At 72.5% G+C, this 20532-nt stretch carries 17 protein-coding genes and 1 riboswitch; of the genes, 9 read left to right on the top strand and 8 right to left on the bottom strand.

Features of this window, described 5'->3' with window-relative positions:
* Positions 1-68: 68 nt before the first annotated feature.
* The 3 genes from AB0761_RS13995 to glgX all read right to left on the bottom strand — a co-directional run bounded on the left by AB0761_RS13995 (position 69) and on the right by glgX (position 3738).
* A complete protein-coding gene (locus tag AB0761_RS13995; protein WP_377269312.1) occupies positions 69-818 on the bottom strand; it encodes a zf-HC2 domain-containing protein in 750 nt (249 codons plus the stop codon).
* A gap of 14 nt (positions 819-832) precedes the next feature.
* Entirely contained in the window at positions 833-1372 is a 540-nt protein-coding gene (locus tag AB0761_RS13990) for a sigma-70 family RNA polymerase sigma factor (protein ID WP_217698440.1), read from the bottom strand.
* A 74-nt stretch (positions 1373-1446) separates the two neighbouring features.
* Positions 1447-3738, bottom strand: coding sequence for a glycogen debranching protein GlgX (gene glgX / locus AB0761_RS13985; protein WP_377269311.1), 2292 nt, complete (start codon positions 3736-3738; stop codon positions 1447-1449).
* 237 nt (positions 3739-3975) lie between these two features.
* On the opposite strand from glgX, the gene AB0761_RS13980 reads away from it, so the two are divergent.
* From AB0761_RS13980 to AB0761_RS13955, 6 genes are all read left to right on the top strand, one after another.
* Positions 3976-5184, top strand: a complete 1209-nt coding sequence (locus AB0761_RS13980) for an Ig-like domain-containing protein (protein WP_377269310.1) — start codon at positions 3976-3978, stop codon at positions 5182-5184.
* Between the two features lie 219 nt (positions 5185-5403).
* Complete coding sequence (locus AB0761_RS13975) at positions 5404-6624, top strand: Ig-like domain-containing protein (RefSeq protein ID WP_377269309.1); 1221 nt, start codon at positions 5404-5406, stop codon at positions 6622-6624.
* A gap of 136 nt (positions 6625-6760) precedes the next feature.
* Positions 6761-7534 (top strand): enoyl-CoA hydratase/isomerase family protein, encoded by a 774-nt coding sequence (locus tag AB0761_RS13970; protein WP_377269308.1) that lies wholly within the window; start codon positions 6761-6763, stop codon positions 7532-7534.
* A 92-nt stretch (positions 7535-7626) separates the two neighbouring features.
* On the top strand, positions 7627-8115 hold the full coding sequence (locus tag AB0761_RS13965) for an ATP-binding protein (RefSeq protein ID WP_377269307.1): 489 nt from the start codon (positions 7627-7629) through the stop codon (positions 8113-8115).
* A 308-nt stretch (positions 8116-8423) separates the two neighbouring features.
* A complete protein-coding gene (locus AB0761_RS13960) occupies positions 8424-9086 on the top strand; it encodes an endonuclease (protein ID WP_377269306.1) in 663 nt (220 codons plus the stop codon).
* Positions 9087-9330: 244 nt separating this feature from the next.
* A complete protein-coding gene (locus AB0761_RS13955) occupies positions 9331-10794 on the top strand; it encodes a cellulase family glycosylhydrolase (RefSeq protein ID WP_377269305.1) in 1464 nt (487 codons plus the stop codon).
* Between the two features lie 167 nt (positions 10795-10961).
* On the opposite strand, the gene AB0761_RS13950 is transcribed toward AB0761_RS13955, so the two are convergent.
* From AB0761_RS13950 to gcvT, 4 genes are all read right to left on the bottom strand, one after another.
* Positions 10962-12356 (bottom strand): L-serine ammonia-lyase, encoded by a 1395-nt coding sequence (locus AB0761_RS13950; protein WP_377269304.1) that lies wholly within the window; start codon positions 12354-12356, stop codon positions 10962-10964.
* 166 nt (positions 12357-12522) lie between these two features.
* Positions 12523-13791 (bottom strand): serine hydroxymethyltransferase, encoded by a 1269-nt coding sequence (gene glyA, locus AB0761_RS13945; RefSeq protein WP_377269303.1) that lies wholly within the window; start codon positions 13789-13791, stop codon positions 12523-12525.
* A 95-nt stretch (positions 13792-13886) separates the two neighbouring features.
* Complete coding sequence (gcvH, locus tag AB0761_RS13940) at positions 13887-14264, bottom strand: glycine cleavage system protein GcvH (RefSeq protein WP_377269302.1); 378 nt, start codon at positions 14262-14264, stop codon at positions 13887-13889.
* A 78-nt stretch (positions 14265-14342) separates the two neighbouring features.
* Entirely contained in the window at positions 14343-15467 is a 1125-nt protein-coding gene (gene gcvT / locus AB0761_RS13935; RefSeq protein WP_377269301.1) for a glycine cleavage system aminomethyltransferase GcvT, read from the bottom strand.
* 200 nt (positions 15468-15667) lie between these two features.
* A riboswitch (glycine riboswitch) is annotated at positions 15668-15788 on the bottom strand.
* Positions 15789-15944: 156 nt separating this feature from the next.
* On the opposite strand from gcvT, the gene AB0761_RS13930 reads away from it, so the two are divergent.
* The 3 genes from AB0761_RS13930 to AB0761_RS13920 all read left to right on the top strand — a co-directional run bounded on the left by AB0761_RS13930 (position 15945) and on the right by AB0761_RS13920 (position 18521).
* Positions 15945-16565, top strand: coding sequence for an AAA family ATPase (locus AB0761_RS13930; protein WP_377269300.1), 621 nt, complete (start codon positions 15945-15947; stop codon positions 16563-16565).
* A 148-nt stretch (positions 16566-16713) separates the two neighbouring features.
* The gene (locus AB0761_RS13925) at positions 16714-17511 is read left to right on the top strand and encodes an enhanced serine sensitivity protein SseB (RefSeq protein WP_377269299.1); all 798 of its coding nucleotides are present in this window, start codon (positions 16714-16716) and stop codon (positions 17509-17511) included.
* A 77-nt stretch (positions 17512-17588) separates the two neighbouring features.
* Positions 17589-18521 carry an enhanced serine sensitivity protein SseB C-terminal domain-containing protein gene (locus tag AB0761_RS13920; RefSeq protein WP_377269298.1) on the top strand — a complete coding sequence of 311 codons (933 nt, stop codon included), beginning with the start codon at positions 17589-17591 and terminating at the stop codon, positions 18519-18521.
* A 7-nt stretch (positions 18522-18528) separates the two neighbouring features.
* Here AB0761_RS13920 and AB0761_RS13915 read toward each other — a convergent pair whose 3' ends face one another.
* A complete protein-coding gene (locus AB0761_RS13915; protein ID WP_377269297.1) occupies positions 18529-20058 on the bottom strand; it encodes a DUF885 family protein in 1530 nt (509 codons plus the stop codon).
* Positions 20059-20532: the final 474 nt, after the last annotated feature.

Raw genomic sequence — 20532 nt, 5'->3', positions numbered from 1 at the left:
GGGGCGCCCGGCCGGGTACCCGGAACGCGACATACCGGGACGGCTTCGCCATCCCGGTTCATGGGGCGTTACTTCTCCGGCGTCAGCTCCACCAGCCGCCGGCCGCTGTCGGACATGATGTCGATGCTGCTGATGTCCTCCGGCCGGGCCGAGGTGGCGGCGGGTACCGTCGCGGTGGACGCCTCCCCCGAGCTCCAGGTGCCCCCGGTCTCGGTGCGGCCGTCCCGGGTGTGCACCACCATCGAGCAGCGGATGTCCTGCGGCAGTCCGTTCAGCTTCAGCTCCACCTGGGTGCCCCAGGCCTTGCGCACCAGTCCGGCGGTGGCGGCCACATGGGTGGTGGAGTCGGCCGCGGCCAGGGTCGCGGCCACCGGCTGGGCGGCCGGGCCGCCGCCATGGGTCACCCCGAGGGCGACCGCGGTGGCGCAGGCAGCCACCCCCATCGAGGCGGCGGTGAGCAGCCGCCCGGTCCTGCCTCCCCGGCGGTGCGAGACCGGAGTCACCACCGCCTGCGGCGGCGGCATCTCCGCCCACGGCGGCGAGGCCCCGCGTCCGGCCGCCCGGGCAGGTCCCGGGCCCGGCGGCGCGGCCGGCTCCGGCGGGGGCACGGTACGGGTGGCGACCCCCGCCCGCGGGACCTCCTCCGCGGCCACCGCGGTCTCCGGCAGCTCCTCGAACGGCGTGTGCCGCAGCAGCCCCGGCAGCGGGGCGAGCTGGACCAGCTCCTCCCGGCAGCGCGGGCAGCCGGCGAGATGCCGTTCGAGCGCGGTGCGCTCCCCGCCGTCGAGCGCTCCGAGCAGATAGGCGCCCAGAGACACGCTCTCCTCGCACGTCATGGTGCTGTCACCCCTCGTTCCTCCAGCACGTTCCGCAGTGCCCGCAGTGCGTAGTAGCAGCGGGACTTGACCGTTCCCGCCGGTATGCCCAGCTGCTGCGCGGCCTCCGCCACCGTACGCCGCAGGTAGTACACCTGGACCAGTACCGCGCGGTGGTCCGGCCGCAGTCCGCGCAGGGCCTCCGCCATCTGCCAGCTCTCCAGCATCCGGTCCAGCTCGTCCTCGCCGCGTCCGGGCGGCTCCTCCTCGCCCAGCGGGCTCTCCGGCGGCCGCGCCTGGGTCCGGCGGAAGGCGGACACCACCAGGTTGTGGGCGACCGTGTGGAGCCACGGACCGGCGCGGTCCGGGTCCAGGGTGGCCCGGTGCTGCCACGCCCGCAGGAACGTCTCCTGCACCAGGTCCTCCGCTCGCTGGTAGTCGCCGTGCAGCAGTCGCAGGACGTGGCCCAGGACCGAGCGTCCGTACCGTGCGTAGAGTGCGCGCACCCACTCCGAGTCGTTGTGGGCCGTCGTCATTGCTGTGGCTGTCTGCTGCATGGGTCAAGTACGCCCGGTGCCGCAGACCGGTTCAAGGCACCCTAGGTTCCTTTAAGGATGCCCTGAGGCTGCGGTTATGACATCGCCTCATCCGTGCGCAGAACCAGCAGGGAACGGCTGCGTACGGTGAGTTCCGCACCCGCCGCGGGGCGCCCCGGCGGCTCGGCCGACTGCTCCTCCAGCGAGGTGTCCAGCACCGTCCGCCAGCCGCTCGCCCAGGGCTCTCCCGGCAGGGTGAAGACCACATCCTCGTGCCAGGCGTTGAGCAGCAGCAGAAAGCTCCGGTCCAGGACCGGCAGCCCGGCCGGGTCGCGCTCGCCGATGTCCTCCCCGGAGAGGAACATCCCGAGCGCACCGGTGGGCGCATACCAGTCCGCCTCGGTCATCTCCCGCCCCCCGGTGGTGAACCAGGCCAGGTCGCGCAGGCCGCCGGGGTGCGCGGGCAGCCCGGAGAAGAAGGCCCGCTGGCGCAGCACCGGGTGCGAGCGCCGCAGCCGCACCAGCCGCGCCGTGAGGTCGAACAGCGAGCGCCAGCCGGGGTCCTCCAGCAGCGACCAGTCCACCCAGCCGGTCTCGTTGTCCTGGCAGTAGGCGTTGTTGTTGCCGTCCTGGGTGCGTCCCATCTCGTCGCCGGCCACCAGCATCGGCACCCCGGCCGACAGCAGCAGCGTGGCCAGCATGTTGCGCAGCTGGCGGCGGCGCAGCGCGGTGATCTCCGGGTCGTCGGTCACGCCCTCGTGGCCGCAGTTCCACGAGCGGTTGTCGTCGGTGCCGTCGCGGTTGTCCTCGCCGTTGGCCTCGTTGTGCTTGCGGTCGTAGGAGACCAGGTCGCGCAGGGTGAAACCGTCGTGCGCGGTGACGAAGTTGACGGAGGCGTAGGGGCGGCGGCCGCCGCGCTGGTACAGGTCGGAGGAGCCGGACAGCCGGTAGCCGAGCTCCCGCACATCGGGGCGGGCGCCGCGCCAGAAGTCCCGCACGGTGTCCCGGTACTTGTCGTTCCACTCCGCCCACAGCGGGGGGAAACCGCCGACCTGGTAGCCGCCCGGCGCCACGTCCCATGGCTCGGCGATCAGTTTCACCCGGCTCAGCACCGGGTCCTGGGAGACCGCCGCCAGGAAGGGCGAGTGCATCTCCACGCCGTCGCTGCCGCGGGCCAGCGCGGCGGCCAGGTCGAAGCGGAAGCCGTCCACCCCCATCTCGGCGACCCAGTAACGCAGTGAGTCGGTGATCAGCCGGACGACGTGCGGCTGCCGGGTGTCCAGGGTGTTGCCGCAGCCGGTGAAGTCGGCGTAGCCGCGCCCGTTCAGCGCCGGCAGCCGGTAGTAGGCGGCGTTGTCGAGGCCGCGGAAGGAGAGGGTGGGACCGCCGGCACCGCCCTCGGCGGTGTGGTTGTAGACCACGTCCAGGATCACCTCGATCCCGGCGGCGTGCAGTGCCCGCACCATCCGCTTGAACTCGCCCACCTGCTGCCCGCGGGTGCCGGACGAGGAGTATCCGGCGTGCGGCGCGAAGTAGGCCAGGGTGTTGTAGCCCCAGTGGTTCCGCAGCCCCCGGCGCTGCAGATGGTCCTCGGAGGCGAACTGGTGCACCGGCAGCAGCTCCACCGCGGTGACCCCCAGCCGCACCAGGTGCTCGATCGCGGCCGGATGGGCGAGCCCGGCGTAGGTGCCGCGCAGCCGCTCCGGGACGCCGGGGTGGCGCATGGTGAAGCCGCGCACATGCAGCTCGTAGATCACCGTCTCGGCCCATGGCGTCTTGGGGCGGCGGTCGTCCTCCCAGTCGTCGTCGTCCTGCACCACGACGGCCTTGGGGAGGTACGGCGCGGAGTCCCGGTTGTCCCGCACCGTGTCCGCCACGTCGGCCTCGGGCCAGTCGCGTACCGAGCCGCACTGCGCGTCATGGCTGCGCAGCTCTCCGTCGACGGCCCGGGCGTAGGGGTCCAGCAGCAGCTTGGCGGGGTTCCAGCGGGCGCCGGTCCACGGGTCCCAGCGGCCGTGCACCCGGTATCCGTAGCGCCGGCCCGGCCGTACCCCCGGCAGGAAGCCGTGCCAGGTCTGGAAGGTCTGCTCGGTGAGCGGACAGGTCTCGGTGCCGTCCTCGTCGAAGAGACAGAGCTCGACCGCCTCCGCCCCGGCGGCCCAGAGCGCGAAGTTGGTCCCCGGGGTGCCGTCCGCAGCCGTGCGGAACCGGGCGCCCAGCGGTTGCCAGCTGCCCGGCCAGACGGGCTCCGGCGCCGGGTCGCAGGCCTGGGCGGGGCGCGGCGGGGCCGCGACCAGCCGCAGATCGGCGCGGTCCGGCCCCGGGCGTGGGTCGGCGCTGGCGCGGTCCTCGTGCGGTCCGCCGCCGACCTGCTGCCATGCCGCCATGGCGCACCCTCCCACCGCGGGGCGTCCCGTGCCCCGTCACTCCTTGTTTCCCCAGATCGGGGCCGCCTGTCACGCACGGAATCCGACAGCGACCGTGTGTGATCGCGCCGGTGCTTTGGGTGACACCGCCGTGTCCCCGGCGCCGCACGGCTCGTTGGGCCCGGCGCCGGGGCGAGTGCCCGGCGCGGCCGGCACCGGAGGGATCGGCCGTCCGAGGGAGTCCAGGGAGGGGCCGGGATGCATCCCGGAAGCACCGAGCGGCGCCGCCGCTCCACCCGCGCCGCCGTCTGCGGGGTTCTGCTGGCCGCCGCGGCGGCGCTGGGCTGCGACCCCCTTCTCACCGTCCGCCGTCCCTCCTCCGAGGGCGCGCCGCAGATGTCGCGGGCCGTGGTCACCGTGGCGCCCTCGGACGGTGCCACCCAGGTGGCACCGACGGGCGGGGTCCGGGTCACGGTGGCGGCCGGCCGGCTGGTCTCGGTGCGGCTGGCAGACGACGCCGGGCACACCGTCCCCGGCCGGACGGCTCCCGGGGGCCGGTCCTGGGCGCCGACCGCTCCACTGGCCCTCTCCACCCACTACACCCTGGACGCCGTCGCGCGGGACTCGGACGGTCTGGCGGCGGCCCGGCACGCGGCCTTCTCCACGCTGGTCCCGCAGCACACCTTTGTGGCGTTCTTCACGCCCGAGGACGGCTCCACGGTCGGCGTGGGCATGCCCGTCTCGCTGCGCTTCTCCCGGCCGATCACCGCCCGTGACGCCGTGGAGCGGGCAGTGGCGGTCACCGCCGACCCGCCTGTCCCGGTCCGGCTGCACTGGTTCGGGAACCAGCGGCTGGACTTCCGCCCGAAGTACTTCTGGCGCCCGGGCACCAGGGTCACTCTCACCCTGCGGCTGGCGGACCTGGAGGGCGCCCCCGGGGTCTACGGGGTGCAGCGCAAGGAGGTGCGGTTCAGCATCGGCCGCTCCCAGGTCTCCACGGTGGACGTCGGCGCCCGGACCCTGGCGGTCCGGCGCGGCGACCGGCTGCTGCGCACCCTGCCGGTCTCGGCCGGCAGTCCGGATCACCCCACCTACAGCGGCTACTTGGTGATCTCCGAGAAGTACCCGGTGACCAGGATGAACTCCCTCACCGTCGGTCTCGGCAGCGAGTACGACATCCCGGATGTGCCGCACGCCCTGCGGCTGACCGGTTCCGGCACCTTCATCCACGGCAACTACTGGGCGCCCCGCACCGTCTTCGGCGTCCGGAACACCAGCCACGGCTGCGTGGGCCTGGTCGACGTCAAGGGCGGCGGGCCGCACACCGACGCCGGCTGGTTCTTCGACCACTCACTGCCGGGGGATGTGGTTCTCGTCACCGGCTCGACCGACCGCACGGTCGAGCCTGACAACGGCCTGAACGGCTGGAACCTGCCCTGGGCACAGTGGCAGCCGCAGCCCCGCTGAACCGGCTGCACCCCGATCCCTCGCAGAAGGTTCTCAGAACCTCCCGTTATCCTCGGAGACCCCGCCGCGCGAAACGAATCGCGACCCACTGCAACCGGGCCGTACCGCCGCGCGTGTATTGAGGATGGAAACCGGGAGGGGAGCACACACGTGAAGCCGGAACAGGCGGCAGCCGCCGCGATACGCACGGGCACCGCACGCGGCCGGAACCGGGGCGCCATGACAGGCGTTCTGGCGCTGCTGCTGGGTGCACTGTTGGCGCTGGTCACGGCCTGCAGCTCCGGCGGTGCGAAGTCCTCGGACTCGTCCGCCGCGCAGGCCGGCGCCGACAAGGGCGCCAGCCAGGCCGACAAGGCCGCCGCGGAGAAGACCTCCGAGGCTGTGGTGTCCATCACGCCCAAGGACGGCACCAACAACGTTGCCACCCGCGGCGGGCTCAAGGTGACTGTCGCCAAGGGCACGTTGACCTCGGTCAAGGTCACCTCGGAGGACGGCAGGACGGTCGACGGCAAGCTGGCCGCCGACGGCAGCAGCTGGACCCCGTCCGACGTGCTGAACACCGGGACCAAGTACTCGGTCGAGGCGCACGCCAAGGACGCCAAGAGCCTGGACGCGGTGGAGAACTCGACGTTCACCACCCTGACGCCCGCCAACACCTTCATCGGCTACTTCAACACCGAGCAGGGGCAGACCTACGGCGTCGGCATGATCGTCTCGCTGAACTTCAACAAGGCGATCACCAACGAGAAGGACGTCCTGGAGCACATCAAGGTCACCTCCAACCCGTCGCTCGACGTCGTCGGCCACTGGGCCAACAACCAGCGGCTGGACTTCCGCCCGGAGAAGTACTGGCCGGCCGGTACCAAGGTCACCCTGAGCCTGCGGCTCAACGGCGTGCAGGGCGCCTCCGGCGTCTACGGTGTGCAGTCCAAGGACGTGACGTTCAACATCGGCCGCTCGCAGGTCAGCCAGGTGAACGCCGAGAACCACACCATGGTGATAAAGAAGAACGGCTCGGTGCTCCGCACCATCCCGATCTCGGCCGGTGCCCCCGACCACACCACCTACAACGGCAAGATGGTCATCTCCGAGAAGTACATCCAGACCCGGATGAACGGTGACACCGTCGGCTTCAAGGGCGAGTACGACATCAAGGACGTGCCGCACGCCATGCGGCTCACCAGCTCCGGCACCTTCATCCACGGCAACTACTGGGGCGCGCCGAGCGTCTTCGGGTCGGTCAACACCAGCCACGGCTGTGTCGGCCTGCGCGACGCCAAGGGCGCCGGCGACCCCAACACGCCGGCTGCCTGGTTCTACGCCCACTCGCTGATAGGCGACGTGGTGGAGGTCTCGGGCTCGCACGACCGCACGGTGGACCCGTTCAACGGCATCAACGGCTGGAACATGTCCTGGTCGCAGTGGCAGGCCGCCAGCTGACCGCAGCTCCTCGGACCGCAGCAGGCCGACGCCCGGCCCCCCGGCACACACCGTGCCGGGGGGCCGGGCGTCTGCTGTGCCGCGCTAAGGTCGGCCCGGCACTGATCACCCTCACATCCGAATCCGGGAGGCCGCAATGGAGCGCTCCGTCCACCTCGAGGTCGAGGACGGCATCGGCACCGTCCGACTGGACCGCCCGCCGATGAACGCCCTCGACGCAGCCATGCAGGACCAGCTCCGCGAGGTCGCCGAGGAGGCGTCCCGGCGGGCGGACGTCCGCGCGGTGGTGCTCTGGGGCGGGGAGAAGGTCTTCGCGGCCGGCGCCGACATCAAGGAGATGCAGGCCATGTCGTACGCCGACATGGCCGAGCGCGGCGGCCCGCTGCAGGAGGCCTTCACCGCCGTCGCCCGTATCCCCAAGCCGGTGGTGGCCGCGGTGACCGGCTACGCCCTGGGCGGCGGCTGCGAGCTGGCGCTCTGCGCCGACATCAGGATCGCCGCCGAGAACGCCAAGCTCGGCCAGCCGGAGATCCTGCTGGGCCTGATCCCCGGAGCGGGCGGTACCCAGCGGCTGGCCCGGCTGATCGGCCCGTCGCGGGCCAAGGACCTCATCTTCACCGGCCGCCAGGTGAAGGCGGAGGAGGCGCTGCGCATCGGCCTGGTCGACCAGGTGGTGCCCGCCGAGGAGGTGTACGCGGCCGCGCGGGCCTGGGCCGCCAGGCTGGCCGCCGGCCCCGCACTGGCCCTGCGGGCCGCCAAGGAGGCCGTCGACCGGGGGCTGGAGACGGACATCGACTCCGGGCTGGCGCTGGAGCGCAGCCTCTTCGCGGGGCTGTTCGCCACCGAGGACCGCGAGACCGGGATGCGCAGCTTTGTGGAGGAGGGGCCGGGCAAGGCCAAGTTCCGCTGACGTACGCGGCTCCACCGGGTGTCCGCCGTGTGACTAGTGATCCTTTCCCGGTTGTGCCTCCGGGCGGGACCCGCACCCGCGATGATGGGCGCATGTCGGGCCGCGGAGGAACAGATCAGTGGCAGTGCCCGAGCCCGGGCTTTCCCGAAGAGCCTGCTCCGGACGGCCTGGAGGCTGCTTTCTTCGACCGGCTGGCAGCGCCGGCCGTCGACGAGGTACGGCTGCCCTCGCGGCCGGAGTCTGCGGCTGAGGCGCGGCGCATCGTTCTGTCGGTGCTGGAGCTGTGGGGCCTGGTGCAGCAGCGGGATGCCGCCGAGCAGCTGGTGAGCGAGCTGGTGGCCAATGCGGTGCAGCACTCCGGCGGCCGTACGGTCGGGCTGCGGTTCGTCCGGCGGCCGGGCTGGCTCCGGGTGGAGGTGCGCGACCCCTCCCGGGCGCTGCCCTGCCTGATCCGGGTCGAGTCGGACGCCGACTCCGGACGCGGCCTGCAGCTGGTGGAGGCGATGTCCGAGCGCTGGGGTGCGGATCTGCTCTCCCGCGGCAAGGGTGTCTGGTTCGAGCTGCGGGTCCGGGAGCGCTGAGCAGGCGCCGGAACATCGGGAAACTGCGCGGGGCCCCCGTTGCGCCGAGGTGCGGCGACGGGGGCCCCTGCGGTCACCGCGCAGGCCAGGGGGGTGCGTGCCGTGCGGTGTGTGACGGCCGTGCCTGGTCGGGGCGGCGGCCGTGGTCAGTGGACTCGACTATGGCACAGAACGGGACATCCGGGCAAACCCGTTGCCTGGCATTCAAAGGCGTGCATATCGATTCACCTTGTGTTCATGAGTTGATCTTCCGGCTTTGCCTTGACAGTCATGGGTTTCCACCCAGGGGGGCGGGGTAGCCGCCCGTCATGGACGCCAGTAGCCACCCCGCCGCGGACCGTCGGGCGGTCGACCGTCTCGTCGAGGCGTACGGCCGCACCTATGCCGCCGAGGCCGGCATCGGACTGCGCGACACCCCGGGCCCGCTCTACCAGCTGCTGGTCCTCGCCGAACTGGCCAGTACCCGGATCAGGGCCGAGGTGGCGGTGGCCGCGGCCCGGGCGCTCTTCGACGCGGGGCTGCGCGATCCCCGGCGGATGCTGGAGGCCGACTGGCAGCAGCGGGTGGACGCCCTGGGGGCGGGCGGCTACCGGCGCTACGACGAGTCCACCGCCACCCGTCTCGGCGACGGGGCCCAGCTGCTGCTGGACCGCTGGCGGGGCGATCTGCGGGTGCTGCACCGGGAGGCCGGGGACTCAACGGCGGCCCTCTCCACGGCACTTCAGGAGTTCCCCGGTATCGGTCCGGCCGGCGCGGACATCTTCCTGCGCGAGGTCCAGAGCGTCTGGCCCGGCGTCGCCCCCCACTTCGGGGCCAAGGCGCTGGAGGGCGCCGACCGCCTGGGCCTCCCCGCGGAAGCCGCCGCCCTGGGCCGGCTCATCGGCCGCCATGAACCCGCCGCCTTCGCCGCCGCACTGGTCCGCGCCGCGCTGCACAAGCAGGTCGTGGAGGCTGTCGGAGTCGCCAGCTAAACCGGTTCGGTTCATACCGTTGTGATCATCGAGCCAGGCCTTTACGCTGAGTGCCGCGCCGGGTGCAGTCGACCATTCGATGGGTTCGACGGGTTGTTGTGACCCGTCCTCGAGGCGACAATCTCGTCGGTCGATGCCGCGGTAGAAGCCCCAGGCCGGAGAGGCAGGGCGCGTTCCCCGGTCGTCGACGATGTTGCGACCCCCACCGGAATCCATCGGATTCCCCCTGAATTGGGAGTCGTTCATGAAACGTCGAATAACCGGTGCATTGGCGGCGCTATTCGCCCTTGTCGTCCCGCTGTTCGCGGCCGCCCAGCCGGCGCATGCTGCGACGGGCTTCCATGTGAGCAACGGCCGGATCCTCGAGGGCAACGGCAATGACTTTGTGATGCGCGGCGTCAGCCACGCCCACACCTGGTACCCCACCCATCTCTCCTCGCTGGCCGACATCAAGGCCCTGGGCGCCAACACCGTCCGGGTGGTGCTCTCCACCGGCGCCCAGTGGACCAAGAACGACGCCACCGATGTCACCAACGTCATCAACCAGTGCAAGGCCAACCGCCTGATCTGCGTGCTGGAAGCCCATGACACCACCGGCTACGGGGAGCAGGGCGCCGCGATCAGCCTCTCCCAGGCCGCCGACTACTGGGTCGGCCTGAAGAGCGTGCTGGCGGGCCAGGAGAACTACATCATCGTCAACATCGGCAATGAGCCGTACGGCAACACCAACACCTCGGGCTGGACCGCGGACACCATCGGCGCCATCCAGAAGATCCGCAACGCCGGCATCAACAACATGCTGATGGTGGACGGTCCCAACTGGGGCCAGGACTGGTCCTTCACCATGCGCGACAACGCCAAGACGGTCTTCGCCGCAGACAGCCAGGCCAACACCGTCTTCTCGATCCACATGTACGGCGTCTTCGACACCGCGGCCGAGGTCAGCGACTACCTCAACCACTTCGTCTCGGCCAAGCTGCCGATCGTGGTCGGCGAGTTCGGCAACCAGCACACCGACGGGAACCCGGACGAGGACGCCATCATGTCCAACGCCGCCTCCCTGAACATCGGTTACATGGGCTGGTCCTGGAGCGGCAACAGCAGCGATGTCGCCTACCTCGACATGGTGACCAACTTCGACGCCTCCCAGCTGACCACCTGGGGCCAGCGGATCTTCAACGGCGCCAACGGCATCAAGACCAGCTCCAAGGAGGCCACCGTCTACGGCGGCACCACCACCACCACCGGCGGCACCTCCAGCGGCACCACGGCCGGTACGACCGCCGGTACGACCGCAGGGACCACGGCGGGCACCACCACCGGTGGCACCACCGCGGGTACGACCGCTGGTACGACCGCAGGGACCACGGCGGGCACCACCACTGGCGGGACCACCACCGGTGGCACCGGCGGCGCGGCCTGCACCGCGACCTACACGCCCAACTCCTGGGGCAACGGCTTCACCGCCGACGTGGCCGTCAAGGCCAACAAGGCGCTCACCTCCTGGAAGGTCACCTGGACCTTCGGCGGCGACCAGAAGGTCACCAGCTCCTGGAACGCCAATGTGACCCAGAGCGGCACCGCCGTGACCGCGACCAACATGAGCTACAACGGCACCCTCGCAGCCGGCGGCTCCACGTCCTTCGGCTTCCAGGGCACCTACAGCGGCACCAACGCCACCCCCACCCTCACCTGCACCGGCAGCTGACAGACCCTCAACAACCGCCGGGGCCCCCTCGTTCGAGGGAGCCCCGCGCGGCCTGGACGGCGGACGGTCCGGGCGATGAGGGCTGCGCAGTGCCCGGTCACCTGCCCGGAGAGCCGGTCGGGGTGCCCCTGATCGTCACGCGGACGGGGCAGGACCGGCTCGGCCGGTCAGCACTCGATGACGTTGACCGCCAGGCCGCCGCGCGAGGTCTCCTTGTACTTGACCTTCATGTCGGCGCCGGTCTCCTTCATGGTCTTGATGGCCTTGTCGAGGGAGACATGGTGGCGGCCGTCGCCACGCAGGGCCATCCGGGCCGCGGTGACGGCCTTGACCGACGCCATGCCGTTGCGCTCGATGCAGGGGATCTGCACCAGGCCGCCGACAGGGTCGCAGGTGAGGCCGAGGTTGTGCTCGATGCCGATCTCGGCGGCGTTCTCGACCTGCTCAGGGGTGCCGCCGAGCACCTCTGCCAGGCCGCCCGCCGCCATCGAGCAGGCGGAGCCGACCTCGCCCTGGCAGCCGACCTCGGCGCCGGAGATGGAGGCGTTCTCCTTGAAAAGCATCCCGATGGCGCCTGCCGCCAGCATGAACCGCACCACGCCGTCCTCGTCGGCGCCGGGCACAAAGGTGGTGTAGTAGTGCAGCACGGCGGGCACGATTCCGGCCGCGCCGTTGGTGGGCGCGGTCACCACCCGGCCGCCGGCGGCGTTCTCCTCGTTGACCGCCATGGCGTAGAGGGTGACCCACTCCATGGCGTTGGCCGGGCTGACGCCCTCGGCGCGCAGCGCCCGCGCGGCGGTGGCGGCGCGGCGGCGGACCTTCAGGCCGCCCGGCAGGATGCCCTCCCGGGTCATCCCGGCCCTGACGCAGTCCTGCATCACCTGCCAGATCTCCAGCAGCCCGGCGCGGATCTCGGCCTCGCTGCGCCAGGCCCGCTCGTTCTCCAGCATCAGCGCGGAGATGGACAGGCCGGTGCTGCGGGTGAGCTCCAGCAGCTCCCCGCCGGTGCGGAAGGGGTGGCGCAGCTGGGTGTCGTCCGGCTTGACCCTCCCCCGGCCTCCGGCCGGGGGTGCCCCCATGGCGCCGATGGCGTCCTCGTCGACCACGAAGCCGCCGCCCACCGAGTAGTAGGTCTTCTCCAGCACCGGGACCCCGGCCTCGTCGTAGGCGCAGAGGGTCATTCCGTTGGCGTGGTACGGCAGTGAGCGGCGGCGGTGCAGGATCAGCTCACGGTCGGCGTCGAAGGCGATCTCATGGGCGCCCAGCAGGCTGAGCCGGCCGGTGGCGCGGATCCGCTCGACATCCAGGGCGGCCTGGTCGATGTCGACGGTCCGCGGGGAGTTGCCCTCCAGGCCGAGCAGCACCGCCTTGGGGGTGCCGTGGCCGTGGCCGGTGGCGCCGAGCGAGCCGAAGAGCTCGGCGCGTACGGAGGCGGTGCGGATCAGCAGCCCCTCGGACTTCAGCCTGCGGGCGAACATCCGGGCGGCGCGCATCGGCCCGACGGTGTGCGAGCTGGAAGGGCCGATGCCGATGGAGAAGAGGTCGAAGACACTGATGGCCACGGTGGCGGACTCCGGTTCATCCCCACGGTGGTGGGGAAGGCGGGCCCGTCCAGTCCGGGCACCGGGGTGTCGGGGCGGAGTGTGACGGGCAGGGGTACGGCGGACATGGAGGGGCGGGCCGGCGGGTCTCGCCGTCCCGCCCCCCAGTGTGCCCGGTTCGTCCGGCTTACAGCTCCGGGTAGAGCGGGTGCTTGGCGGCCAGCGCGGTGACGCGGGCCTTCAGCGACTCGGCCTTGGCCGGGTCGAAGTCCGGCTTGAGGGCCTCCGCGATCACATCGGCGACCTCACGGAAGTCCTCCGCCTGGAAGCCGCGGGTGGCCAGCGCGGGGGTGCCGATGCGCAGGCCGGAGGTGACCATCGGCGGACGCGGGTCGAAGGGGACGGCATTGCGGTTGACCGTGATGCCGACCTCGTGCAGCCGGTCCTCGGCCTGCTTGCCGTCCAGCTCGCTGTTGCGCAGGTCCACCAGGACCAGGTGGACGTCAGTGCCGCCGGAGAGGACCGCGACGCCCGCGTCCGCCATGTCCTGCTGGGAGAGGCGCTCGGCGAGGATCTTCGAGCCGTCCAGGGTGCGCTGCTGGCGCTCCTTGAACTCCTCGGACGCCGCCACCTTGAAGGCGACCGCCTTGGCGGCGATCACATGCTCCAGCGGGCCGCCCTGCTGGCCGGGGAAGACCGCGGAGTTGATCTTCTTGGCCAGCTCGGCCTTGGAGAGGATGACACCGCCGCGGGGGCCGCCCAGCGTCTTGTGGGTGGTGGTGGTGACCACGTCCGCGTACGGCACCGGCGACGGGTGCAGGCCCGCCGCCACCAGGCCGGCGAAGTGCGCCATGTCCACCATCAGATAGGCGCCGACCTCGTCGGCGATCCGGCGGAAGGCGGCGAAGTCCAGCTGGCGCGGGTAGGCGGACCAGCCGGCCACGATCAGCTTGGGGCGGTGCTCCTTGGCGAGGCGCTCCACCTCGTCCATGTCGACCAGGTTGGTCTTCTCGTCGACGTGGTACGCGGCCACGTTGTAGAGCTTGCCGGAGAAGTTGATCCGCATGCCGTGGGTGAGGTGCCCGCCGTGCGCCAGGTCCAGGCCCAGGATGGTGTCGCCGGGCTGGAGCAGCGCGAACATCGCGGCCGCGTTGGCCTGCGCGCCGGAGTGGGGCTGGACGTTGGCCGCCTCGGCGCCGAACAGCTCCTTGATGCGGTCGATCGCGATCTGCTCGACCACGTCGACGTGCTCGCAGCCGCCGTAGTAGCGGCGGCCGGGGTAGCCCTCGGCGTACTTGTTGGTGAGGACCGAACCCTGCGCCTCCATGACCGCCACCGGGGCGAAGTTCTCGGAGGCGATCATCTCGAGGGTGGTCTGCTGGCGGTGCAGCTCGGCGTCGACCGCGGCGGCGACCTCGGGGTCGAGTGCGTGCAGGGACTGGTTGAGAACCGTCATCAGGGGTCTTCCGGTGAAGGGGCGGGCGGGGAGACCGGGGCGGCCGCAGCGCAGGGTTCCCCCGGCTGCGGCCGCTGCGGGGATGCCGTCGGGGTTCAGCCGCCGATGAAGGCGGTGTACTCCTCGGCGCTCAGCAGGCCCTCGGGGTCGCCGTCGAGCCGGACCTTGAACAGCCAGCCGTCCTCGAACGGGCCGGAGTTCACGAGCGCGGGGTCGTCCACCACGGCCTGGTTGACCTCGGCCACCTCGCCGGAGGCGGGGGAGTACAGGTCGCTGACCGACTTGGTGGACTCGAGCTCGCCGCACGGCTCACCGGCGGTGACGGCCTGGCCGACCTCGGGAAGCTGCACGAAGACCACATCGCCGAGCGCGTCGGCGGCGTGGGCGGTGATGCCTACGGTGGACACGCCGCCCTCCGGGGCGGTCAGCCACTCGTGCTCCTTGCTGTACTGCAGGTGCTGCGGGTTGCTCATGGCGGCAATTCTCCAGGATGGGGTGCGGGTACGGCGAAACGGGCCGGGGGACGGCCTTGGATCAAGTGAAGCGGGCGCTCAGCGGGCGCGCTTGTAGAAGGGCAGCGCCACGACCCCGACGGGCTCATGGGTGCCGCGGACGTCCACGGCCACCGTGCTGCCCGGGGCGGCGTGGGCGGCGTCCACATAGGCGATGGCGATCGGCCTGCCGAGGGTCGGGGACGGCGCGCCGGAGGTGACCTCGCCGATCACCTCGCCGGTGGCCGACACCACGGAGTAGCCCGCGCGGGGGACCCGGCGGCCCTCGGAGACCAGTCCGACCAGCTTGCGCGGCGGGTTGGCCTCGGCGTCGGCGGCGGCCTTCTCCAGGGCGGCACGGCCGACGAAGCCGCCGTCGCCGGTGGTCTTGTCGAACCGGACCACCCGGCCCAGTCCGGCGTCGAACGGGGTGGTGCCGCTGGTCAGCTCATGCCCGTACAGCGGCATACCGGCCTCCAGCCGCAGCGTGTCGCGGCAGGACAGGCCGCAGGGCACCAGCCCGCGGCCGGACCCGGCCTCGCTCAGCTGCTGCCACAGGTGCTCGGCGTCGGCCGGGGCGGCGAAGACCTCGAAGCCGTCCTCGCCGGTGTAGCCCGTCCGGGCGAGGAGCACCTCACGGCCGGCCACGGTGGCGGGCAGGCAGGCGTAGTACTTCAGACCCGCGAGGTCGGCGTCGGTGAGCGAGCCGAGGATCCCGGCCGCCTCGGGGCCCTGGACCGCGATCAGCGCATAGGCGTCCCGGTCGTCGCGGACGGCCGCGTCGAAACCGGCGGCGCGGGCGGTCAGCTCGTCCAGCACCACCTGGGCGTTGGAGGCGTTGGCCACCACCAGGAAGGTCTCGTCCCCGGTGCGGTAGACGATCAGGTCGTCCAGGATGCCGCCGTCCTCGGCGCAGATCATGGTGTAGCGGGCGCGGTGCAGGCCGAGCGCGGAGACAAAGCCGACCAGGGCGTGGTCCAGCGCCTCGCCGGCCTGGGGGCCGCTGAGGGTGATCTCGCCCATGTGGGAGAGGTCGAAGAGGCCCGCCCGGGTGCGGACGGCGTTGTGCTCCTCGCGCTCGCTGCCGTAGCGCAGCGGCATGTCCCACCCGGCGAAGTCGGTCATGGTGGCGCCGAGGGCGCGGTGGACGGCGTCCAGGGCGGTACGGCGGGGGCCGGCGTTCATGGGTGTGCTCCTCCGGTGGGCAGCTGGGCTCTCGGCGATGGGTGTGCGGACCGGCAGGGCATGCACAGCAGGGCATGCGGCGGCTCGGCTCTCCCCATCTGTCGTTGCAACCTGAGAGCTTCACCGCCGCCGCCCGGGGGCGGTGGGGGCTTGCACCGTGGGTGGGAGCACGGCTGACCGTGTCCGCTTTCCAGATGTGCCTCGCCCGCGCGGTAGCTGTGCCTGAGAGATTCCGGGGAGGAGTTGCTCCTTCGGCGCCGACTTCGTCCGGTCCCGACGCAGGTCGGGTCTCGGACGGCCGGGCTCTCCCGCGCGGGTTCGAACGGCCGGTATGGAGTTGGGCGCGCCCATCATGACACGGCGCGGTCGGTGGCGCGAGGGCGGTATGTCCGGGCCTTGCGAGGGGTCGTTCCTTACTGTTCCTTGGTGTATTCGGGATGTGTCCTTGGCATTCGGACGCCGGAGGGGGGATCCGGGGTGACAGGGGAGAGCGGCTGGCCGGCACCGCTGCGCCCGCGCGGGGTGCACGATCTGCGCGGCCTGCCGGACGGCCGGGAGCTGCACTATCCGGCGGAGGACCTGGTGGTGGTCTCGGGGCTGCCGGGCAGCGGTAAGAGCACCCTGATACGGCGGGCCGCCGCGGGCGTCGGCCGGGTGGACTCGCACGACGTCCGCGCGGAGTACGCCCGCCGGCTGCCCTGCTGGCTGCCGTACCCGGTCTACCGCCCGCTGGTGCGGGCCGCCCACTTCTGGCGGCTGCGGCGAGCGGTGCGCGGCGGCGGCCCGCTGGTGGTGCACGACTGCGGTGCGCAGCGGTGGGTGCGCAGCTGGCTCGGCCGGGAGGCGCGTCGGCAGGGCCGGGAGCTGCATCTGCTGCTGCTGGACGTGGACCCGGAGTCCGCGGTCTGCGGTCAGCTGGCCCGGGGACGGACCGTCCCCGCCGCCGCCTTCGCCCGGCACCGGGCAGGGTGGCGGCGGCTGCTGGCCCAGGTGCAGGGGGCCGCCGAGACCGGGCGGGGGCTGCCGGGCGGGGCGGTGTCGGCGGTGCTGCTGGACCGCCCGGCGGCCCGGGCCTCGCCCCCGCTGCGGTTCGGCTGAGCTCCGGCCCGGCCCCGGCAGACGGCCGCCGACCGTTCGGGGCTGCTTGCGGCCGCGGCCGAGGTGTTGCCTGGCTGCCCGTACCGGGCGCGGACTAAGGTGCGGTGGGGTCCCGGCAGGGCATGGCGAGAACGGCGGTACAGGGCAGATGGGCTTTCCGGCAGGCGGTGGCGTACCGGTCGAGCACGCGGCGGCGGGGCAGTGGATGCAGGGCGGGGGCTGGCCCGCCAATGAGCTGGAGCAGGTGCTGTCGGCGGCGCTCGGTGACCCGGGGGCGACTCCGAGGGTGTTCGAGGTGCTGGCCCGCAGCCAGGTGTGGGTGCCGCTGCCGGCGGGCGGCGGCCCGGACGGCCCGGGTCTGGACCTGCCCTCGATCGAGCTGGCCGGCGCCCCCTATGTACCTGTCTTCAGTTCGGCGGAGACCTTCCAGCGGATCGCCGGCGGGATGGCGTTCACCGTGGCGCCGATGTGGGAGTTCGCCCGGGGGCTGCCGGTGGGGGTGGGGATCGCGGTCAACCCCGATGCGCCGGTGGGGGTGCCGGTGCCCCCCGAGGGCGTGCACGAGCTGTGCCGGGGCCCGCAGGACGACCGCTGGGCGGTGGCCCCGGCGCCGGGCGCCAGGGTGGCGCTGCGCGAGCCCGGGCTGCATGAGGACCCGGTCGACTTCCTGGCGGCGGCCGCCGCCGAGCTGGCGTTCACCCCGGTGGTGCTGACTGCCCGCCGGGCACTGGCCTCGGTGGAGGGGGAGCAGCCCGTCCTCTTCATCGGTGTGGAGCTGGACCGCTGGCAGCAGGAGGACAAGGCGGCGGCCACCGAGGCGCTGGGCCGCGCCCTGGGCGCCGCGCCGCTGCCGTGGCAGGTGAACATCGTGCTGCTGGACATCGCCCAGGACCCGGTGGGGGACTGGCTGGCGGAGTATGTGACTCCGTTCTTCACCCGGGCCTGAGCACGGCCGGGCGGCATGACGTCCATGGCCGGTGACCCTTAGGGTGCTGCCGGACGCAGTCAGAAGGTGAGGCGGAGTTGAGCGCGGGAGCGGCAGGCGGCGCGCACGGGCAGTGGGCCCATGGCTCGGTGGAGCGCGCGCTGCGGGAGGTGGCGCCGGGCCGCTATGACGCGTACGAGGCGCTGTTGCAGGCCATCGCCGAGGGCCAGGTGTGGATGCTGCTCTGGCAGGGCAGCCCGGGCAGTCCCGACGCGCAGTACGGGAACATGGAGATCGGCGGGCACAACTATGTGCCCTGTGTGACCTCGCCCGAGCAGCTCGCGGCCAGTGGCTGGAGCCGCGCCCATGAGCAGATCGCGGGCCGGGAGGTGGCCGCCACCCTCTACCGGGACCGCTGGGGCCTGTGGCTGGACCCGCACGCCCCCGGTGGCGGGGTCGGGGTGCCCTGGGCCGATCTGCGGCGGATCGCCGCCGGCCTGGACCGGCTGCCCGCAGGCCCGCTGGCGGTCTCCGAGCCGCAGGTGCAGGCGCCGCACTACTATGCGCTGCTCACCCAGCAGGCCTATGCCACCCCGGTGGTGCGGGCGCTGCGCCGGGCGTGGGTGCGCCCGGTGCTCGGGGAGCCGTATCTGGCGATCGGTCTGGACCTCTACGACACCGGGCCGCAGGCCGTGGAGGCGGTGCGCGCCATGATGCAGCGCTCCATCGCGGTGGCGCCCGAAGGGCTCGCGGTCTCCACGGTGGCGATGGCCGACGAGTACGACCCGGTGGCGATGTGGATGGCCGCGTACGCCCGGCCGTTCTTCGACCGGGAGTTGATGGCCGGGTCCGCGCAGGGGCCGGCCGCCCCGCAGCCGCCGGGCCCGCCGCCGGGGTACGGCTACCCGCAGCCGGGACAGCCGCAGCCGGGCCACCAGTACGGCTACCCCCCGCCGGCCGGTCCGCCGCCCGGCTATCCGCAGGGACCGCCGCCCGCCCAGCCGCAGTGGCCGGGCTATCCCCCTCGCTGACCTTCCGTCAGCCCAGTGGCAGCCCCCGCGCCGGCAGCAGTCCCAGTGGCGGACTGCCCAGCTTCAGCAGCGCCGCATGGAAGCGCGGCAGGGTGAAGCCGGCGCCGGCGGCGGCGCGGGTGCGTTCGCGCAGCGCGAGGATCTCCAACTTGCCCCAGGTGTAGCGCCCGTAGCCGGCGTCGAAGGTCCCCCGCCGGGCCTCGGCCGCCGCTCCGGCCCGGGGCAGATGGGCGTCGGTCATAAAGCGGCGGGTGGCCTCCGCGACGTCCATGGCGCCGGTGTGCAGTCCGATGGCGCAGGACAGCCGGGTGACCCGGACCAGGGCCTCCAGGGCCACCCCCGCCGCGAACCGGGCGTCGCCGGCCCGGAAGCCCTCCTCCAGGCAGACCTGCTCCGCATAGTGCGCCCAGCCCTCGCAGAAGGCCAGTGAGTGCAGGGTGCGGCGGACCGGGGTGGCGGCGCGGCGCAGCGCCCGGCCGTGCGCGAAGTGGCCCGGGGCGACCTCATGGGCGGTGATCGCGGGCAGGGTGGTGCGGGAGAAGACGGTGAGCCACTCCTCGGCGGTGCCGGGCGGCCAGTCGGGGTCCGGCGGGGTCACGTGGTACCAGGAGGGCGCGTCGGGTTCGTCCGGCCCCGCCCAGGTCAGCATGGCCGTCGACCAGCGCCGTGACTCGGGTGCGGGGCCCACCAGGCAGCTGCCGTCGGTGTACGGGGCGAGGTGGTGCTCGCGGGTGAAGGCGAGCAGCTCCTCGGTCAGCCGGGCGGCCTCGGGGACCACCTGGTCCGGCGCGGGGTGGTCGGTGAGCAGCTCGGGGACCAGCTCGGCGGGGGTGCGTACCGGATCCAGTGCCCGGCAGGCCTCGGCGAGCAGGTCGCGCAGCCGCTCGCGTTCGGCGCCGGCGCGTTCGGCGAGCCGTCCGAGGTCGACCGGCAGACCTTCCTGGCTGCCCATCAGCATCGCCAGGGCGTCCGCTCCCAGGGCGAACTCCGGCTCCCCGCGCTCTGCCGCCTGGGCCACATGGCCGACCAGCCGGGCATGGGCGGCCAGGGCGTCCTGGGTCTCGGGCCCCTGCGCGGGGTCCAGGCCCGCGGCCAGCCCGCGGACCGCGCCCAGCAGGGCTGCCGCGACGGGGGCGGAGAGCCGGTCCAGGGCGGCGATGGCGGCGTCCACGGCGTCCGGCCAGGCGGCCAGATGGCGCCGGCGGGCGATGGCGCGCTCCTCGGCGGGGGCGTAGGCCCTTTCGTAGCAGGCGAGTTCGAGGTTGGAGAGATGGAGGTAGGGGTCGCGGCGGTGCAGTTGGAGGGTGCCCAGCTGGGCCTCCAGGGCCTCCTCGAAGACGGTCAGTTGGGCGTCGTCGTGCGAGCCGGCGACCACCGTCCCGTCCGCTGCCGCGCGGGCCCGCCGCACGGCCGCCAGGCCCGCCCGCACACCGTCGGGGGAGAGGTCCTGCACCCGTCCGTCGTACTCGTGCCGTCCGGCCATCTCGCGGACGGTCGGGACCATCAGGTCGCACACCGCGCGCAGGCGCTGCTCCATGGGACCCGACGGTACCGCCGGACGCCTCTTCGGGGACGCTCCGGGAACTCATTGCCATGCGCCTGGCGAATGTCCGAACTCTGGTCAAAACTTGAGGTGTTGCAATGACATGTCCGGGGGAGAATGTCGGAGCAGTTGCTGGAGGGGTAGGTAGGGGGCGTGGGTCTACTCGCGTCCGCCTGCGGTGTGTGCTGAGTGTTACGGGCGCATGAAGAGCTCCATTCGCAGGTGTCGAGTGTGCATGCAGGCAGATCACAGTTATGCAAACATCGCCGAATGGGTCTGGCGCACCGCTATCCGGACGAAGCAGAGTTGCGCCGCACGCCGTGAGTCGAGGACGCCTCGCGCGACGCACCAAAAACCGGTGCTCCGTAGCGACGGCCCTCACCCCGGGCCCAGTCCGCACGATCACCGGTGAACCGTTTCCGCGCATGCACTGACGCTGCCCCACCAGGGCGGCGGCGCGGACGGATC

Origin of the sequence: Peterkaempfera podocarpi, assembly GCF_042466665.1 — a bacterium.
Taxonomy (GTDB): Bacteria; Actinomycetota; Actinomycetes; order Streptomycetales; family Streptomycetaceae; genus Peterkaempfera; species Peterkaempfera podocarpi.
The sequence above is the reverse complement of the archived record's forward strand: the minus strand, read 5'-3'. Positions and strand labels throughout refer to the sequence as shown.

Excerpts from the sequence above, each read along its gene's own strand:
- AB0761_RS13990 (WP_217698440.1), bottom strand. The coding sequence starts at position 1,372 with ATGCAGCAGACAGCCACAGCAATGACGACGGCCCACAACGACTCGGAG.
- glgX (WP_377269311.1), bottom strand. The coding sequence starts at position 3,738 with ATGGCGGCATGGCAGCAGGTCGGCGGCGGACCGCACGAGGACCGCGCC.
- AB0761_RS13980 (WP_377269310.1), top strand. The coding sequence starts at position 3,976 with ATGCATCCCGGAAGCACCGAGCGGCGCCGCCGCTCCACCCGCGCCGCC.
- AB0761_RS13975 (WP_377269309.1), top strand. The coding sequence starts at position 5,404 with ATGACAGGCGTTCTGGCGCTGCTGCTGGGTGCACTGTTGGCGCTGGTC.
- AB0761_RS13970 (WP_377269308.1), top strand. The coding sequence starts at position 6,761 with ATGGAGCGCTCCGTCCACCTCGAGGTCGAGGACGGCATCGGCACCGTC.
- AB0761_RS13965 (WP_377269307.1), top strand. The coding sequence starts at position 7,627 with ATGTCGGGCCGCGGAGGAACAGATCAGTGGCAGTGCCCGAGCCCGGGC.
- AB0761_RS13960 (WP_377269306.1), top strand. The coding sequence starts at position 8,424 with ATGGACGCCAGTAGCCACCCCGCCGCGGACCGTCGGGCGGTCGACCGT.
- AB0761_RS13955 (WP_377269305.1), top strand. The coding sequence starts at position 9,331 with ATGAAACGTCGAATAACCGGTGCATTGGCGGCGCTATTCGCCCTTGTC.
- glyA (WP_377269303.1), bottom strand. The coding sequence starts at position 13,791 with ATGACGGTTCTCAACCAGTCCCTGCACGCACTCGACCCCGAGGTCGCC.
- gcvH (WP_377269302.1), bottom strand. The coding sequence starts at position 14,264 with ATGAGCAACCCGCAGCACCTGCAGTACAGCAAGGAGCACGAGTGGCTG.
- gcvT (WP_377269301.1), bottom strand. The coding sequence starts at position 15,467 with ATGAACGCCGGCCCCCGCCGTACCGCCCTGGACGCCGTCCACCGCGCC.
- AB0761_RS13925 (WP_377269299.1), top strand. The coding sequence starts at position 16,714 with ATGGGCTTTCCGGCAGGCGGTGGCGTACCGGTCGAGCACGCGGCGGCG.
- AB0761_RS13915 (WP_377269297.1), bottom strand. The coding sequence starts at position 20,058 with ATGGAGCAGCGCCTGCGCGCGGTGTGCGACCTGATGGTCCCGACCGTC.